At 61.3% G+C, this 17,335-nt stretch carries 12 protein-coding genes and 1 tRNA gene; 3 read left to right on the forward strand and 10 right to left on the reverse strand.

The window, feature by feature from the left end:
* Positions 1 to 58 precede the first annotated feature (58 nt).
* From MA884_RS23325 to MA884_RS23335, 3 genes are read right to left on the reverse strand one after another with little or no spacing between them, the layout of a single operon-like run.
* Complete coding sequence (locus MA884_RS23325) at positions 59 to 1,129, reverse strand: lipocalin-like domain-containing protein (RefSeq protein ID WP_256232725.1); 1,071 nt, start codon at positions 1,127 to 1,129, stop codon at positions 59 to 61.
* On the reverse strand, positions 1,119 to 3,587 hold the full coding sequence (locus MA884_RS23330; protein ID WP_305519455.1) for an FtsX-like permease family protein: 2,469 nt from the start codon (positions 3,585 to 3,587) through the stop codon (positions 1,119 to 1,121). Before MA884_RS23330 ends, MA884_RS23325 begins: the two co-directional genes overlap by 11 nt.
* The gene (locus MA884_RS23335; protein ID WP_256232727.1) at positions 3,587 to 4,255 is read right to left on the reverse strand and encodes an ABC transporter ATP-binding protein; all 669 of its coding nucleotides are present in this window, start codon (positions 4,253 to 4,255) and stop codon (positions 3,587 to 3,589) included. The genes MA884_RS23330 and MA884_RS23335 overlap by 1 nt, the downstream gene beginning before the upstream one ends.
* Before the next feature lie 249 nt (positions 4,256 to 4,504).
* Between MA884_RS23335 and MA884_RS23340 the strand changes: the two genes are divergently transcribed.
* Complete coding sequence (locus MA884_RS23340) at positions 4,505 to 6,424, forward strand: acyltransferase family protein (RefSeq protein WP_256232728.1); 1,920 nt, start codon at positions 4,505 to 4,507, stop codon at positions 6,422 to 6,424.
* Positions 6,425 to 6,877: 453 nt separating this feature from the next.
* On the opposite strand, the gene MA884_RS23345 is transcribed toward MA884_RS23340, so the two are convergent.
* From MA884_RS23345 to selA, 3 genes are all read right to left on the reverse strand, one after another.
* A tRNA-Sec gene (locus MA884_RS23345) sits at positions 6,878 to 6,973 on the reverse strand.
* A 6-nt stretch (positions 6,974 to 6,979) separates the two neighbouring features.
* On the reverse strand, positions 6,980 to 8,899 hold the full coding sequence (gene selB, locus MA884_RS23350; RefSeq protein ID WP_256232729.1) for a selenocysteine-specific translation elongation factor: 1,920 nt from the start codon (positions 8,897 to 8,899) through the stop codon (positions 6,980 to 6,982).
* Complete coding sequence (gene selA / locus MA884_RS23355) at positions 8,896 to 10,326, reverse strand: L-seryl-tRNA(Sec) selenium transferase (protein ID WP_256232730.1); 1,431 nt, start codon at positions 10,324 to 10,326, stop codon at positions 8,896 to 8,898. Before selA ends, selB begins: the two co-directional genes overlap by 4 nt.
* A gap of 344 nt (positions 10,327 to 10,670) precedes the next feature.
* Between selA and MA884_RS23360 the strand changes: the two genes are divergently transcribed.
* Positions 10,671 to 10,862: a hypothetical protein gene (locus tag MA884_RS23360; RefSeq protein ID WP_007902309.1), complete on the forward strand. Its 192-nt coding sequence runs from the start codon at positions 10,671 to 10,673 to the stop codon at positions 10,860 to 10,862.
* Complete coding sequence (locus MA884_RS23365) at positions 10,852 to 11,121, forward strand: type II toxin-antitoxin system RelE/ParE family toxin (protein ID WP_256232731.1); 270 nt, start codon at positions 10,852 to 10,854, stop codon at positions 11,119 to 11,121. Before MA884_RS23360 ends, MA884_RS23365 begins: the two co-directional genes overlap by 11 nt.
* A 311-nt stretch (positions 11,122 to 11,432) precedes the next feature.
* Here MA884_RS23365 and fdhE read toward each other — a convergent pair whose 3' ends face one another.
* Genes fdhE through fdnG form a run of 4 tightly spaced genes read right to left on the reverse strand, consistent with a single transcriptional unit; the run spans position 11,433 to position 17,024 of the window.
* The gene (fdhE, locus tag MA884_RS23370) at positions 11,433 to 12,359 is read right to left on the reverse strand and encodes a formate dehydrogenase accessory protein FdhE (protein ID WP_256232732.1); all 927 of its coding nucleotides are present in this window, start codon (positions 12,357 to 12,359) and stop codon (positions 11,433 to 11,435) included.
* A gap of 4 nt (positions 12,360 to 12,363) precedes the next feature.
* Positions 12,364 to 13,017, reverse strand: coding sequence for a formate dehydrogenase subunit gamma (locus MA884_RS23375; RefSeq protein WP_256232733.1), 654 nt, complete (start codon positions 13,015 to 13,017; stop codon positions 12,364 to 12,366).
* On the reverse strand, positions 13,014 to 13,958 hold the full coding sequence (fdxH, locus tag MA884_RS23380; RefSeq protein ID WP_092400509.1) for a formate dehydrogenase subunit beta: 945 nt from the start codon (positions 13,956 to 13,958) through the stop codon (positions 13,014 to 13,016). Before fdxH ends, MA884_RS23375 begins: the two co-directional genes overlap by 4 nt.
* The gene (gene fdnG, locus MA884_RS23385) at positions 13,959 to 17,024 is read right to left on the reverse strand and encodes a formate dehydrogenase-N subunit alpha (RefSeq protein WP_256232734.1); all 3,066 of its coding nucleotides are present in this window, start codon (positions 17,022 to 17,024) and stop codon (positions 13,959 to 13,961) included.
* Positions 17,025 to 17,335 lie beyond the last annotated feature (311 nt).

Genomic DNA, 17,335 nt, shown 5'->3' on the forward strand with positions numbered 1-17,335 from the left:
TCCTGGGAGGCATTCATAAGGTATGAGGGTCGACGTTCCCGGGGAGTTCCGGCGATTCTCAGTAGCCCGTCATTTCCAGGTAACCGCTGCCACCGTGGCTGCCGCTCAGGTGCACCGGGCCTTCCCAATAGGGAATACGCAGGTTCATCCAGGCGTTGGGGTTCAGGGCATCTGTGGTGATGTCGAGTCGCTTGCCGGGGATCTTGATCGTCCAGCGTACCGGCATTGAACGCCCGGCAACCTGGGTGGTGTCCAGTGGTTCAAGGCTGATCTCCCCGGCGTGCAGGGTTTGCGCCGTGCCTTGGGCATCGATCCAGGTACCCGTGAGGTACGGCGCCCCATCCTTGTGGCGCATGCGGTAGAGCATCACATGCTCGCCGCTGTCCAGGTGCAGGGAGAACCAGTCCCAGCCCGTCTGGTTGGCGGTCAGCGGTTGGCTGCTCCATTCGCGGTCAAGCCAGGCCGGGCCGCTGACCGTGTAACGCTGGCCATCGATTTCCACATGGCCGCTGGCCTGGAAAAACGGCTGGCTGTAGTAGTACGACGCCTGGCCCTGTTCGGATTTCTGGCTGAAACCTTTATCGCCCTGCAGCACCAGCGGACGAGTCGACGTGAGGTGCAGCTCATAGCTGAAGCGTGGATCACTGGCCTTGAGCTGCATATCCGCCAATGGGTCGGCCCCAGACGCTTGAGTAGCGAACCGCCAGTCATCGATCCAGGCATCGAAAGGAGTCGTTCGCACCCCGGCCTGCCCCACTGCGCCCCGAGCATAGCGCTCGGCGGCATGATGAACGGTGCTGGAAGTGATCGCGGCATGACCGAGCCAGATCGTCTGGTTGCGCCAGCCGCTGGCCTGGGGCGCGGCGTTCAGGGCGCTGCGAAACAGCGTCCATTGCACGCCGTAATCGCGGCCCTCGGCATCCTTGAGATTGGCAGTGACGTACCACCACTCGATGCGAAACCCCTCATGAACCCCGTGATCGGCAGGAAAGCTGAATGCCCGCCCCGGCACCACAGGCTTGAATGCGCCGGCCTGGTCGGCCAACCCGGCGAAGCCCTGTTGCGGCGGTTGCGGGTTATCACAACCGCTGAGCAACGCCAGCAACATCAGACCGAGTTTAATCTTCATGGGCGAAGGTCCTCAGCAAATCCGCCGGTTGCGTGCGGTACAACGCATACAGCGGCCAAGCCGACGCCAGCAGCGTGGCAAGCATCGCCAGGCCCAGCAACTGCGCCAATTGCCACGGAAATACCCGCAACGGCAGGCGCCAGCCGAAGGCCTGCACATTGATCACCGCGTCCAGGCACCAGGCCAGGGCGATGCCCAATGGCAAGGCCAGCACCAGGGTCAATAGTGCCAACAGCCAAGTCTGACCGAGGTTAAGCAACATCAACTGCCGACGCGTCACCCCCAACGCCCACAGCGGGGCCAACTGACCGAGGCGGCTTTGGCTCTGGGTCAGCAGGCTGATGAACAACGCGACCCCGGCCACCGCCAGCGTCAGGCTATTGAGGGCGGCGGTGGCGGCGAAGGTGCGTTCGAATACTTGCGTCGACCAGCCCTTGAGCCGCGCCTGATCAACGATACGACTGTCATCCAGGCTGAACCGGGCCTGCAACGCCGTCAGCAGCGCCGGGATCGCGGACGGCTCAATACGCAGGTTGAAGCGGTTCGGCGCCAGTTGCGGCCAATGTGTCAGCAAGTGGTCGGCATTGACCAGCACATGGCCCTTGGGGTTGCCGTAGTCGGCATAGATCCCGACGAGGCGCGGCGTCCAGGCACCTTGGGGCGTCGCAATCGTCAATCGATCACCAATGCTCACGTTAAGACGCCGGGCCAGTTGTTCACTGAGCATCAGCGTGTCGCCGCCGGCCAGTTGCTCCCAAGGCTTCTCCCTGACCGATTCCAGCAACGGCCAATGCTGACGATAGGCGCTGTGATCGATAATGCCGTAGATGTCCGTCGGCCAGCCTTGCAAAGAGATCGAGACCTGCCAGTTCGGCAATATCGTGGTGATCGCCGGCTGCTCCTTGAGCCAGGCGTGCAGCTCGCCCGCCTGGGCCGGGGTTTGCGGGCTGATATACAGCTCGGCGGTCAGCCGTTGTTCGAGCCAGTCACTGAAGGTCTGACGGAAACCTGTGGTCATGCTGCCGGCTCCGATGTTGGCCGCCAGCGCCAGCAGCAACGCCATCAGTGCCAGGCTCAGTGTCGGCAACTGCTGACGGCAATCGGCGAGAAACCATTGCCCAAGCACCGAACGACTGCGGCGTAACAGCAGCTTCAGCGCACCGTTGAGCAACACCGGCAAGGCCAGGGCAGCACCGAGCAACAACGCCGTCATCAAGACAAAACCGCTGGCCAGGCTGTCGCCCCAGATCAACGCCGTTACCGCGAGCAACCCCGCCAATGTCGCCACCCAACCCTGGCGACGCAGCCAGCGAGCATGAGCCTGATGCCAGGCCTGGGGATTGGCCAGCGCCAACAACGGCAGGCGCGCCGCCCGCAGCAAACTGCCGGCCCCGGCCAACAGCGCGCCGAGCAGGCTCAGGCCCACGCCGCTGATCCACCACCACGGGCTGAGGTTCAGGTGACCGGCCACTTCGGCGCCGTACAAGCCGCGCAGGCTCGCCGCGACATCGGGCAACAACAGGCTGGCCAGCCAATAGCCACTGAGCACGCCGGCGATTCCACCGAGCAAGGCCAGCGCGCCCAGTTCGAGGGCCAGGCTGGTGACCAGCAACCGCGCACTGACGCCACAGGCCCGCAGGGTTCGCAGCAAGCCGCGGCGTTGTTCCAGGGCCAGGCCAATGGCTGCGTGAACGATGAACAGCCCCACCACGAAGGACAGCACCCCCAGGGCGTCGAGGTTCAGGTGAAAGCTTTCGGTCAGGCGCGACAGATTGTTTTCTTCATCGGCGTGCTTGAACTGCAGCCGGCCGTTGAACGCATCCGGCAAGGGCGCCGTGAACGTGGCAGGCAATAGCAATCGCGACAGCTGGTCCGGCCGTCCGAGTACTTGCTGGGCGAAGCCGATGTCCATCAACAGCATCCCCGGCGCCATGTCCGCCTGGACAAGCAGCGGCGGCAGGGACTGTCCATCGACTGTCCGGGGCCGATCGCCCTCGCTCAGCCCCAAGGCCTGCAAGGTTTGCGCAGCGATCCAGGTGCGGCCAGGCTCAGTGAAAAACTGCACCACTTCTGCCATCTCCCGGGCCTGCCCCGCCACTGCCGCACCAGGAGGCAACGACACCGGCTCGATGCCCATCAATTGCAGGCGCTGGTCTTCGTGCCCCTGTAGCGTCACCCGAGCCTGCAACACGGGGGATACCGGCCAGCCCTGACGACGCAGATCGACAAACCATTGTTGAGTGAAGGTGCCGCCACCGGGCGCGCTGAGACTGGCCTGGGGTTCGCCGCCTATGAGCTGGCTGGCTCGAGCGTAACTGTCCCGGGCCTGACTGTTGAGCGCCTGCACACCGGTGAGCAGGCTGGTGGCGAGCCAGAGACCGGTCAGGACACTGAAAAACTGCACCGGATGCTGGCGCCAATGGCTGAGCAAAGCCTTGAGCGTCTGGCGAAGGATCATCACCCCTGGACCACCTGCGCCAGGCGTCCGCCATGCAAGACCACGCGACGGTTCAACCGGGCCGCCACCCGGGGACTGTGAGTGACCATCAGCAAGCTTGTCAGGCTACCATCGAGCAACTCCAGCAACAGTTGCAACACCTCGTCGCTGGTGGCCTCGTCGAGACTGCCGGTAGGTTCGTCGGCCAGCAACAAGGCCGGCCGCGAGGCCAGCGCCCGGCCCAGCGCCACCCGTTGCTGCTGGCCGCCGGAAAGCTGCTCGGGATAACGCCGCAGAAAATCGGAAAGCCCGAGCCGTTGCACCAGATGGGTCTGCCAGGCTGGGTCATAGCGCCCGCACAGACGCGCCTGGAACGCCAGGTTGTCCTCCACCGGCAAGCTGCTGATGAGGTTGAACTGCTGGAACACCAGGCCGATTTGTGTACGTCGCCAGTTTGCCAACTGGCTTTCGCTCATGCCGTCGAGCCTGCGCTCGCCAAAACGAATGCTGCCACGATCGACCTTATCCAGACCGGCAACCAGATGCAGCAAGGTGCTTTTCCCGCTGCCGGACTCGCCCATCAGTGCCAGGCTATCGCCAGGGGCCAGCGTCAGATCGATGCCCTGCAGCACCGGCAACGCCCCCTGGGGCGTGGCGTAGCTTTTAAAAACGTCGCGAACTTCAAGCATGAAAAGGCTCGATGGATAAACGTGAGGCTCAGGATAGCGGAGTTGGGTGACGGGGCAGACCAAGGATGCGCTCAGGCGACGGGCAAACACCGCTGGTCGTCTGCCCCGCCTGGTTTTGCCCGGCGCCTTGCAAAGTATCAATTCACAGCTATCAATCAATGACTAATACGTGCCGTTTACATGCAGTCGGCAAATTCGTCATAAACATGACGCACCTGGATTGCCTCCTATTCAAGGACGATCTCCGACATGCCTCAAACCAAATATCGCCCCGATATCGATGGACTTCGCTGTATTGCGGTGCTGGCCGTGTTCATTCATCACCTCAACGCCAACCTGGTGCCGGGCGGGTTCGTGGGTGTCGATATTTTTTTCGTCATCTCGGGTTTTCTCATTACTTCCCAAGTGTTTTCCGAGATCAAGGACAACACCTTTTCGTTGAAACGTTTTTATCAGCGGCGCATCAACCGCATCGTTCCGGCATTGGCAACGGTGTTGTTGGCGAGCGTGATCGCGGGGGCCTTCATTCTTTCCCCGGCCGACCTGACGCGGCTCAACGTCAGCGCGCTGTTCTCCCTGCTGGGTGTCTCGAATATCTATATCTGGATGAAGTACGGAAACTATTTCGCCGCCGATGCCAGCGAGGCGCCACTGTTGCATACCTGGTCCCTGGGGATTGAGGAGCAATTCTATGTGATCTGGCCGCTGTTGATCCTGGTGCTCTATCGCCTGGCGCCGCGCCATGTACTGCCGGTGTTGGGCGTCGGTATCGTGGCGGCAGTGGGGCTTTCCGAATACGCCACGAACGTCTTCGCCACGGCCTCCTATTACCTGCTGCCTACACGGTTTTTCGAGCTCATGCTGGGCGGAGCGCTGGGTATCTATCTTTATCAGCCACGTACACTCGGCAGGATAGAAGTGCTGGCTTATACCGCGATGGGGTATGGGCTGATTGGTTTTTCCTTGTTTGCCCTGAGCCCGGACACGCCCTTCCCCGGCGTCAATGCTTTTATACCTTGCCTGGGGGCGACGCTGCTGATTCTGGCCGGCAGCGGTGAAGCTCGCTCGCGCCTGCTGACCAACCGGCCCATGGTGTTCATAGGCCTGATTTCCTATTCGCTGTATTTATGGCACTGGCCATTGATTGCCTACCTGAATTATCTGGGCGTCGACATAACCCTTTCTGTGGGCCTGTCACTGGTGGTGGTGGCGATTCTGTTGTCGTGGGGGTCCTGGCGGTATATCGAAATTCCGTTTCGACGGAGCGGCGCGCAGTTGCAATTTTCTCGCGTACTGGGCCGGCGATTCATGGCCCCAGTCCTGGGGCTGGCCGCTCTGGCGGTCTTGAGCCTGCTGTGGAATGGCTTTCCACAGCGTTTTGCGCCTGAAGTGTCGAGGCTCGAGGCCATGGCGCTGAGCAAACCAAACCGGCTTCGCAGCGGTTGCCATATGCCCAGTGCGCGGTACGGCGCCGACCCCGATCCGGATTGCCGGCTCGGTGCGTACAAGGAGCAACTGGACGGGATGATGGTGGGTGACTCGTTCGCCAATCACTTCACGGGCATGGTCGATATCCTGGCCAAACCCAACGGCATCAGGTTGATGGACTACACCCTGGATGCCTGCCCGCCGATCTTCGGCTATGCCGCCGAGGTGTCCGCGGCGTATGGCGAGCGTTGCGTGGCGCGCAATGCCCGGGTGTTCGAGCTGATCAAGCAGAACCACTACCCTTACGTCGTGCTGGCCGGCGCCTGGCCCAGGGATGCGGCGGCCGCGCAGATTATCGAAGCAAGCATCAAGCGCGTGGCGAACAACACCGGCCAGGTCATCGTGATTCTGCGCAACCAGAACATCGATAACGCGGCAACCTGCCCCGTGCGTCGCCTGATGTTCGGCACCGATCGTCCATGCTCGGCCCCACTGGATATCACCGCGCCTTATTGGGAAGGGATACGCGCCAGGCTGACCCAAGTGCGGTTTATCGACCCCAATCAAGTGATATGCCCAGCGGGACTCTGCAGCCCGATCATTGACGGGCAGTTGCTGTACCGCGATGACGCACACTTGAACGATGTGGGCTCACGCTTCATCGGCCACACATTGCGCGACCTGGGATTCTCCCTGCTGCACGACCCTGCCCGGCTCGACCCGATCGCCGCAACCCAGTGAGCCCCCGCAGGCTTGTGGGGCATGCAAGGTCTGCAAACGACCCGGACGGCTGTGGGAGCGGGCTTGCTCGCGAAAGCGGTGGTCAGCTTGCATGGATGTTGGATGTGCCGGTGTCATCGCGAGCAAGCCCGCACACACTGGTTTCGGTCGTTTATAAGATCAGTGCCCACCGCCTATCCTGTGGGAGCCAAGCTTGCTCGCGATAGCGGTGGGTCGGCTTGCACCCATGCTGAATAGGCCGCCGCCATCGCGAGCAGACTCGCTCCCACAGTTTTATCGACGTACAACCGGGAGAAACAGGTCAGCTATAAGGCCGTCTCGCGAGCAAGCTTTGCTCCCACAGGTCCTGCTCAAACAAGTCTGGTTGGGGGACCGCCGCAAAAGCGTTTAGGGGCTATTCATGCACCATAGAATCTCCCACAGCGATTGCGCCTGTCCCTGTGTTCGATCAAATGGCGGAAGGCAGCCGGAGTCGAACCTGCCCGGGAACGGATGCCGTCCCCAACCGGGTTTGAAGCCCGGCCGCGCCACCGGGCGCGATTGCCTTCCTTGAACTCAGTCTTCTGTTGGTTGGGCCAGTGCATTGTCGAGCCGGATCTGGCGCCGGTCGCCAAAGCGTCGGGTCAGGCCGATTCGGTCGAAGTACTCCAGAATCTGAATACTGCGCTTGCGCCCCAGGCCCACGGCATCGCGAAACGTGGTGACCTGAATCACCGGGTCATCGCTGGCCAGTTGCACCAGCATAGCCGCCAATCGGCGCACCAGGGTCTCGGTATAAAATAAGTCACGGACCACTTGATGCATCAACCCCAAACGCGCCATCTTGCGCAGCAGCAGGCGCACGGTGGCCTCTTCATGGCTTGTCGCTTTAGCCAGATCACGCACCCACGGCGGATCGAAACCCGCCTGTTCGAACAACGGCTGTAATTGTTGCCACAGGGTTTCATCGTCTTCGCTCAATCGCACTTGGTGATCGGGCAAATGCAGCCAAGGGCCGCTGGCGACGATCGCACCGCTGACCAGTAATTCGTCGAGCAGGCTGATAAAGGTCGGCCGGTCCAGCGCGGTGCCGGCGAAGCGACGCAGGCGATCCCTGTCTGGTCCCATTTGATCCGGTTCGAGTTGATGAAAGCGTGCCAGGTGTTCCAGCAGTGGCGCTTTCAAGGCTTCCCAGCGGGCAGCGCTGAACAGCAACGGCCCTTGCCGCGTATCGATCAAGCGCACGTCATCGGGCAACACCCAGCTATCGCGCGGACGATTGAACTGGCGTTCCAGACGCTGCGGATCGAGCCCGGTGTCGCTGTTGGCCAGCAGCGCCGGCAGTGCGTCTTCCAGGCTGGTGGTGGTGGCCAGCGTCTTTAGCTGCGCCAATCTTTCGGGGCTACGGCGGTGTCGGGCCGGGGCGAACGGGTCAAGCACCCGGCCACCGCCGAGAGTGCGTTGAGCGCTTTGGTCGCGCAGGATCAAACGATCGCCCTTCACCGCCAGCACCGGCGCGTTCACCAGCAATTGCGCGAACATCTGCTCACCCGGTGCCAGGCTGGCGCCCTCCAGCAAGGCCGCTCGCCCGGTCACGTCCTGAGTGCCGAGATGCACATGCACTGGCTGAAAGTGCTCGAAGCTTCGCGCCTCGCTGACCAACAAGGTCATCTCGATATCCAGACGCTGGGGCGGCGCATGCAGCCATTCGGCCAACAACCAGTGGCCCCGGTGAATCTGCTCCAGGGCCAAACGGTCGGCACTCAGGTTCAACGCGACTCGCTGCCCGGCCGTTGCGCTGTCAGCCGCCTGATTCTGCGCATGCAGGCCTCGTACCCGCACCGGTTTGCCCAGCGGACTCAATATCAGCGTATCGCCCACGGCCACTTGGCCGGACAACGCGGTGCCGGTCACCACGATCCCGGCACCGGCCACACTGAAAGCCCGATCAATCGCCAGGCGAAAACCGCCGCTGGCGCTGCGTTGAAGCACCTCATGTTGCGCATCCAGCAAGGCTTTACGCAGTGTCTCGACACCTTCGCCAGTCACACTCGACAGCGCGATTTTCGGCGCGCCGGCATAAGGTCCGGGTCCGAGCAATGCTTCGATCTGTTCCCGGACGCCTTGCACACGAGCAGGGTCGACGCGGTCGCATTTGGTGATTGCAATCAGTGCCCGAGGGATGCCCAGCAACTCGACAATCGCCAAATGTTCGCGGGTCTGAGGCATGACACCGTCATCGGCCGCCACCACCAACAACACCAGATCAATGCCCTGAGCACCGGCGAGCATGTTGTGGGTGAAGCGCTCATGGCCGGGTACGTCGATAAAACCGGTCAGCCCGGCGCCCGGTTCCAGCGCCGCGTAGATGTAGCCGAGGTCGATGGTCATGCCGCGTTCGCGTTCTTCCCGGCGACGGTCGCCAGCCTGGCCGGTCAGTGCCTGGAGCAAGGAGGTTTTGCCGTGATCGATATGCCCTGCTGTGCCGACAATCACCCGTCCCGGCCCTCCTCCTGCAGTTGATTGAGCTGGGCCAACCACGCGGCTTCGTCGTCGAGCTGGCGCAGGTCCAGCCAAAGCGCATCGCCGTCGATGCGCCCGAGCACGGGAATCGGCAACCGACGAAACGCGGCTTCCAGCCCCATCAATCGCCGCCCGCGCAGACGTTTGGATACGTTGGGCCGCAGGCATAACGCAGCACTAGGTAAGCGAGCCACCGGTTGGCTGCCGCTGCCGATCATGCCCTGCGCCGGTACCGCACTGACGCTCCAGCCGTCACCCAATACCTGTGCCAGTGACGGTTGCAGGCGTTCGGCCTGGGCGAAGATGTCGGTTTGGGGGCGGGTCAGCAGGCGCAGACTCGGCAGGCGTTCGGCCAACCGATCAGGATCGCGGTACAGCGCCAATACGGCTTCGAGGGCTGCCAGGGTTAGCTTGTCGACCCGCAGTGCGCGCTTGAGCGGATTCTTCTTGATCTTCGCGATCAGGTCTTTGCGGCCGACTATCAACCCGGCCTGGGGACCGCCGAGCAGTTTGTCGCCGCTGAAGGTGACGATATCCGCGCCATCGATCAGGGCCTGGCACGCCGTCGGTTCGGCGGGCAAGCCCCAGCGAGTCAGGTCCAGCAGACTGCCGCTGCCCAAGTCTTCGAGCAGCGGCAGTCCGTGGCGGTGAGCCAACTCTGCCAGTTCAGCCGTCGGCACCCGGGCGGTGAAACCTTCGATTGAGTAATTGCTCGCATGTACGCGCATCACCAGGCCACTGCGCGGACCGATGGCCGCCTCGTAATCGCGGGCATGGGTGCGGTTGGTGGTGCCCACTTCGTGCAGCCGCACTCCGGCGCGGGCCATGATGTCGGGAATGCGGAAGGCGCCGCCGATTTCGATCAGTTCACCACGGGAAATGATGCCTTCCTTGCGTGCGCCCAAGCTATTGAGGGCGAGCAACACGGCGGCGGCGTTGTTGTTGACCACGGTCACCGCTTCGGCGCCGGTCAGCTCGCGGATCAACCCTTCAATCAAATCATCGCGGTCGCCGCGCTTGCCGCTGTGCAGATCAAATTCCAGATTGAGCGGATAGCGGGCGGCGAGCTGAACGGCTTCGATAGCCGACTCCGGCAGCAACGCGCGCCCCAGGTTGGTGTGCAGCACCGTGCCGGTGAGGTTGAACACCCGACGGACCTGGCTGCGATGCTGGATCGCCAGACGCTCACCCACCCTGCCCGCCAATACGTCGGGAGCTATTTCAACGGCAGCGAGTTCACCCTTGAGCATCGGCTCGCGCAGATCATCGAGCAGTTGCCGCAGCCCGGCCAACAGCGCCTCACGCCCATAACGCTCAGCCAACACCTGGCAGGCGGGATGGCGCAGCAAGCTGTCGATGGAGGGCAGCCGCAAAACTGGGCTGGCGGAGGTTGCAGACATCAGAGGCTCCCGGAAGCGAATGACCGTCGCGTCTGAGTGTAGCCGCTGGGCTCACTGCTCAAGGTGATGCCGAGCGCCGCCTTCGTCTTTGGTCGTCGTCTGAGCGGCGGTGATGTCTTTGCGTTTGAGGCTCGCGTTGTGATCGTGTCGCCGCTGGCGCTTTTGAAGGGGAATTTGAGGGTGAAGCTGAGTGGGTCGGCCATTGTTGGTGCTTTAGTGTGGTTGCTCCCATCAGGTAGAGAGATGGGGTCACGTGGCGCTTGGCAGGGTGCACTTCATCTTGACACCCACGACAGTGAGCCACATACCGATTAGACTGCTAGGTATTGATCCCGGAGGTCACTATGAGCGCCGAACTTTCCCCCATCGTTTCAGAGTTTGAAACCGAAGAGCAGGCCGCTAGCTACGACCGTTGGTTCCGTGCCAAAGTGCAGGCGTCGCTCGATGATCCACGCCCGAATGTCCCGCACGATCAGGTAATGGCTGATATGCGATCCCTTCTCGAAGCCAAGCGCAATAAGCGCGATGCTGGTTGAGTGGCGGCCCGAAGCGCGGGCTGAACTGTGGCAAATCATTGATTATATTGGCGACCGCCACCTTGTAGCGGCGAGCGAGCGGTACCAAGCCATTGAGGCTGCTACCTCAGCCCTTCCGCAACATCCCTACCTTTATCGATTTGGTCGTGTACCCGGTACGCGGGAAATTGTTGTGCACCCCAATTACTTGGTGGTCTACCGGGTGACGGATCGAATCGAGATCGTGACCGTTTTGCATGCCAGGCAGGAATACCCCTGACTCGACCAGTTATTTGCATCGAATTTGACCAGCACGCTTCGTGGACATAACCGGCAGAACGATTTAGCCAATCTGTTGCATCGACCGGTTGAATCCACAAGCCAAAGCAGTCATTAGCGACGCGTGAGATTTTTGAGATCGATATGTTTGCCCCCGTCAGCTGATGACTGAACGGGACGTTTTCTGTTGCGTTGGCTGCAAGGCTATTGCACAGGGGGTCCCAATTTGTGCCAGCCTATCCCGGAATGGACCGGATTTATCTCGCTTATTGGGTGGGATTTATCTCAAGCCTGAACATCAAGGGGACAGGCTCAGTCGCCTCCCGGTGCCAGCATCAGATTCGGCGATGGGCGCTGGTACCCTTCCTGCTCCAGGCGCATGTCCAGCATCAGGCTGGACAGGTCCGCCGAGAGCGCTTCGGCTTCGGCGTCGTTTTCCAGGTAGATCAGTTTCAGATAGCTGTTGCAGCCGGGGCAGACTTCCGCCCGCAACGGCGCCTGATTGGCAGCATGACGGTCATCCTCAAAGCTGACGTATTGAAGCCCCTTGCTTTGTTCGCAATACACGCACTTGACCCGCACCGCATGCCATTCGCAAGCGCACAACGAGCACACCAGATAACGCAATCCGTTGTATTTGCCGCGATGACGAATCACTCCGGCCATCGCCGGTGAACCGCAGGCCGGGCATTGACTAAGACTGTCTCCGCGCTTGAGTTCAAGGTTCGGTGAACTCAGCAGCCAATGGCTCCAAGCCGCTTGCAGCGCTGCACCGAGGAACGGCACCAGTTCTGCCGGCAGCATTGAATACTGTCCGCTGACCAAGGCAATCGCCCACACTTTGAGCAGCCCCGGGTTGGCACTACGCAAAGTCGCCACGGCGTTTTCTACCGCCGTTTGTGGCGGTGGCCGATAACGTTGCAACAAGGCTTCGAGATACGGCAACCAAACGTTTTCGCGCACCAGACTGTCGGCGGCGAACGGCGGCAAACCATGTTCCACGCACACCCGAAGACGGTCGGGATCGGGCATGGCGGCCACGGGCGGATCGTCCATCAATTTCTGCTGAGCGTGGCACAGCCCCGCGATCAAGCGCAGATAGTCCGCCATGGGATGCCCGTCAGCCAGGTGGTCCAGACGCAGCGCGCGCAAGGTGAACAGGTTATTCGGTGGCAGGTACAGAAACGGCGGTGAACTCGCCGCCGCTTCTATCTGCCCAGGTTCAAGGATCGTGGCCAAGGGGTCATCCTTTTTTCGTGATCGGTCGCTCAGGCGTCTCGTCTCGGGTCACTTCCTGATACCAGAGTTCATGGTGTTTTTTCGCCCAGGCGCGACTGACTCTGCCACGCACCATGGCGTGGACCGAGCCACGAATCCAGATACCCGCATAGATGTGAACGATGATGCTCAGCACCAGGATGAACCCTGCCAGCGCATGCAGTAGCATCGCCCAGCGAATACTGGTAATGCCGAAGTACGCGCTGAACCAGGCACGCCAGATCACCAACCCGCTGAACAGCAGCACCAGCATGCAGATCAGCAAGACCCAGAACAGCACTTTCTGCGCCGGGTTGTATTTGCCGATTGGCGGTACGCCCTCCTCCTCGTTACGCATGACCGTCCCGACGCGCCTGAGCCACAACCGGTCGTTGGCGCCGAAGTAATTCGCCCGCCAAAAACTGAACACCAGGCCGAGGAACAGCACAAACATCGCCACGCCCATGTACGGATGCAGAATGCGCGTCCACGAACCGCCGCCAAACAGGTTGCTGAGCCAGAACAATCCCGGATGGAACAAGGCCAGCCCCGACAGCGCGGCCATGAGAAACAGAATCGCCACCAGCCAGTGATTGGTGCGCTGGTTGGAGGTGTAGCGCAGGATCGTTTTGTCGTTCATGGCCTGTCCTCCCCGCCGGGTTTCGTCGGATCAAAGGTGTGCACCGATGGATCGAATTCATGCACCGCCGGGTCGAGGGTGACTGGATGTTCGTCTTCCTCGACCCGTTGTGGCCCGACGCGCACGTAATGGAAGAACCCGGCCAGCACCGCCGCGCCCATGGCCAGCAACGCCAAGGGTTTGCTCAGGCCTTTCCACAGGTCCACCAACGGACTGATCACCGGGTGATCCGGCAACCCGGCATACAACCTGGGTGTGTCGGCATGGTGCAGCACATACATGACGTGAGTGCCGCCGACGCCTTCGGGGTCATACAAACCGGCGTTTTCGAAACCGCGACTCTTGAGATCGACGATACGTTCGGCGGCGTGTTCTTTCATGTCTTCCTTGCTGCCGAAAACGATGGCGCCGGTCGGGCAGGTTTTCACGCAGGCCGGCTCCAGCCCCACCGCCACCCGGTCCGAACACAGCGTGCATTTATAAGCCTTGTGGTCCTTTTGCGAGATGCGCGGAATGTTGAACGGGCAACCGGTGATGCAATACCCGCAGCCGATGCAATGGTCCTGATCGAAATCGACGATGCCGTTGACGTGCTTGATGATCGCGCCTGGGCTCGGGCACGCCGCCAGGCAGCCGGGCTCGGCGCAGTGCATGCAGCCGTCCTTGCGGATCAGCCATTCGAGGTTACCGGCGTCGGTTTCATGCTCGGTGAAGCGCATCAAGGTCCAGGTGTCTGCGCTGAGGTCTTGAGGGTTGTCGTAAGTGCCGAGGTTGTGACCGACATCGTCGCGCAGCTCGTTCCATTCCGAGCAGGCGACCTGGCAGGCCTTGCAGCCGATGCACTTGGTGGTGTCGATCAGCTTGGCCACTGCCTCTTGCGTGCGCACCGAGGGCGGCATGGTGGTGGTGGCCGAACGGGCGATGATGTCTTGGCTGGCCATTTAGACTTTCTCCACGTTGACCAGGAATGACTTGGATTCCGGGGTCTGTGTGTTGCCATCGCCGAGAAACGGCACCAGGGTGTTGGTCAGGTAACCGTGACGGGTGGCGCCGGTGAACCCCCAGTGCAACGGGATACCGATCTGGTGCACCACTTGATTGTTGACCTGCAGCGGACGAATCCGCTTGGTCACCACCGCCACCGCTTCGATGTGCCCGCGCTTGGAACTGACCCGCACCCGGTCACCGGCAGCAATGCCCTTCTCCTTGGCCAGGACTTCACCGATTTCGACAAACTGTTCGGGCTGGGTAATAGCGTTGATCGGGCAATGCTTGGACCAGAAATGGAAGTGTTCGGTCAGCCGGTAGCTGGTCGCCGCATAAGGGAAGTCCTTGGCCTGCCCGAGGGTGTCCCAGACAGAATCGAAGATCCGCCCGGCCGGGTTGCTGGTCGCCTGCTTGTTGTTGGGGTGCATCGGGTTGATGCCAATGGGCGTCTCGAACGGTTCATAGTGTTCCGGGAATGGCCCTTCGTTCATCTTGTCGAGAGCGAAGAAACGCGCCACGCCTTCGGGGTTCATGATGAACGGGTTGATGCCCGCTTCCGGTGCGGCGTCGACCTTGTAATCGGGCACGTCGGTGCCGGTCCAGACCTTGCCGTTCCACCACACCAGCCGTTTGTTCGGGCCCCATGGTTTGCCTTGAGGGTCGCAAGAGGCACGGTTATAGAGAATCCGCCGGTTCATCGGCCACGACCAGGCCCACCCCAGGTTCTGCTTCATGCTGAAAGGATCACTGTTGTCACGCCGGGCCATCAGGTTGCCCTGCTCGGTCCAGCTGCCGCAGAAAATCCAGCACCCGGACGCCGTGCTGCCATCGTCCTTGAGTTGGCCGAAGCCGGACAGTTGCTGACCCGTCTTGATCACCGCGCCTGAAACGTCGGTGACATCGGATACGGCGTAGCCGTTGAATTCCCGGGCCAGCTCTTCCGGCGTCGGGTCATCCGGTACTTTGTAGGGCCAGTCGAGCTTGAGGATCGGCTCGGCCAAGGCACCACCATCGGCCTGGTAACGCTTGCGCAGGCGCAAGAACAGCTCGGCCATGATCTTCACGTCCGTGCGCGCCTGCCCCGGGCCATCGGCACCCTTCCAGTGCCATTGCAGCCAGCGACCGCTGTTGACCAACGAACCGCTTTCTTCGGCGAAACAGGTGGTGGGCAGACGGATGACTTCGGTCTGGATCTCGACCGTTTGCACATCATTGTAAGGTCCGGCGTTGCGCCAGAACTCCGAGGTTTCGGTGGCCAGTGGGTCCATCACCACCAGCCACTTGAGTTTGGCCAGCGCCTTCATTACCCGGTTCTTGTCCGGCAAGGCAGCGATCGGATTGAAGCCCTGGCACATGTAGCCATTGACCTCGCCCTTGCCCATCATGTCGAACATTTTCAGGATGTCGTAGCCGGGAATGTCCAGTTTGGGCAGCCAGTCATAGCCCCAGTTATTCTCGGCAGTGGCATTGGCGCCGTACCAGGCTTTCATCAGGCTGACGTGAAACTTGCCGTAGTTCTGCCAGTAAGACATCTGCCCGGGACGCAGCGGCTTGAGTGCGCGCTTGGCGATGTAGGCGTTGTAATCCTGTTCGGCCTCGGCCGGCAGGGTCAGGTAACCGGGCAGCAGGTTGGACAGCAAGCCCAAGTCGGTCAGGCCCTGGATGTTGGAGTGCCCGCGCAGGGCATTGACCCCCCCGCCCGGCATGCCGACGTTGCCCAGCAGCAGTTGCACCATGGCCGCGCTGCGGATCATCTGCGAGCCGGTCGAATGCTGGGTCCAGCCCAGGGCGTAGAGAATCGTCATGGTTTTGCCCGGTTGCGAGCAGGTGGCGATCTCTTCCCAGATTTTCTGCATTGCATCCACGGGCATGCCGCAGACCTGACTGGCCAGCTCCAGGGTGTAGCGGCTGTAATGCTGCTTCATTAATTGATAGACGCAGCGTGGGTCTTGCAAGGTCGGGTCGACTTTGGCGAAACCGTCCTCGCCGATTTCATAGCCCCAGCCGGACTTGTCGGTATAGATGCGCTTGCTCGCGTCGTAACCGCTGAACAACCCATCCTCGAAGCCGTAGTTGGCCTTGACGATGAACGACACGTCCGTATAGGTGCGTACGTATTCGTGCTGGATCTTGTCTTCGGTCAGCAGGTAATTGATCAGCCCGCCCATGAAGGCAATGTCGGTGCCGGTGCGGATCGGCGCGTAATAGTCGGCCACCGAGGCCGTACGGGTGAAACGCGGGTCGACCACAATCAGCCGCGCCTTGTTGTGGGCTTTGGCTTCGGTCACCCATTTGAAACCGCAAGGGTGCGCTTCGGCGGCGTTGCCACCCATCACCAGAACCAGATTCGCGTTGGCGATATCGGTCCAGTGGTTGGTCATGGCACCACGGCCATACGTCGGGGCAAGACTTGCCACCGTCGGGCCATGTCAGACACGTGCCTGGTTATCAAACCCCAGCATGCCGAGACTGCGAATCACCTTGTGGGTGATGTACCCCGCTTCGTTGGACGATGCCGACGCCGCAAGGAAACCGGTGGTCAGCCAGCGATTCACCGTTTGCCCCTGGGCGTTCTTCTCGATGAAATTGGCGTCGCGGTCGGCCTTCATCAGGTCGGCGATGCGATCCAGCGCTTCATCCCAGGAGATTCGCGTCCATTGCGTGGTGCCGGGCTTGCGCACCTGCGGGTACTGGAGACGAGTGGGGCTATGAATGAAATCGAGCAGGCCTGCGCCTTTGGGGCAGAGGGTGCCACGATTGACGGGATGGTCGGCATCGCCTTCGATGTGGATGATGCTCTGGGCGACATTCTTCGCATTGTCGCCCAGGCTGTACATGATCAAGCCGCAACCGACCGAGCAGTACGGGCAGGTGTTGCGGGTTTCATGGGTATGGGCGAGCTTGAAATGACGCACTTGTTCGGCGAAAGCTGGCGTCGGGGCCATGCCCAGCGCGCCGAGGCTTGAGCCCGCAAGGCCGAGACCTGCGACCTTGAAGAACTGACGACGGTTGAGGTCCATCGTGCACTCCTGATCAGGTGGAACCCGGTGCATTGGCCGGATTTTTCTGGACGATCACGGTGACGGCAACGGAACTACCGTCGCTTTAAACTGTAGACAATGCTGTTTGGTGCTGTGGAAAAACCGACCGTCGGGTAATCCGCAAGCCAGCCAGACACATAATTAATGTGGGAGCCCCCTCGAAGGGATCGCGCGGATAGAGCGTAGTTTGTGTAACCGCCAGGCTTGATAACAACGAAGATCTACTGTGGGAGCGAGCCCGCTCGCGAAGAAGCCTGCACATTCAACATCGAGCCCGACTGACACACCGC

Origin of the sequence: Pseudomonas sp. Q11 (assembly GCF_024494355.1) — a bacterium.
GTDB lineage: Bacteria > Pseudomonadota > Gammaproteobacteria > Pseudomonadales > Pseudomonadaceae > Aquipseudomonas > Aquipseudomonas hefeiensis.

Coding starts and splice junctions, on each gene's coding strand:
- MA884_RS23365 (WP_256232731.1), top strand. CDS start 10,852: ATGCTGGTTGAGTGGCGGCCCGAAGCGCGGGCTGAACTGTGGCAAATC.
- selA (WP_256232730.1), bottom strand. CDS start 10,326: ATGTCTGCAACCTCCGCCAGCCCAGTTTTGCGGCTGCCCTCCATCGAC.
- MA884_RS23325 (WP_256232725.1), bottom strand. CDS start 1,129: ATGAAGATTAAACTCGGTCTGATGTTGCTGGCGTTGCTCAGCGGTTGT.
- MA884_RS23360 (WP_007902309.1), top strand. CDS start 10,671: ATGAGCGCCGAACTTTCCCCCATCGTTTCAGAGTTTGAAACCGAAGAG.
- MA884_RS23330 (WP_305519455.1), bottom strand. CDS start 3,587: ATGATCCTTCGCCAGACGCTCAAGGCTTTGCTCAGCCATTGGCGCCAG.
- MA884_RS23335 (WP_256232727.1), bottom strand. CDS start 4,255: ATGCTTGAAGTTCGCGACGTTTTTAAAAGCTACGCCACGCCCCAGGGG.
- MA884_RS23375 (WP_256232733.1), bottom strand. CDS start 13,017: ATGAACGACAAAACGATCCTGCGCTACACCTCCAACCAGCGCACCAAT.
- MA884_RS23340 (WP_256232728.1), top strand. CDS start 4,505: ATGCCTCAAACCAAATATCGCCCCGATATCGATGGACTTCGCTGTATT.
- fdxH (WP_092400509.1), bottom strand. CDS start 13,958: ATGGCCAGCCAAGACATCATCGCCCGTTCGGCCACCACCACCATGCCG.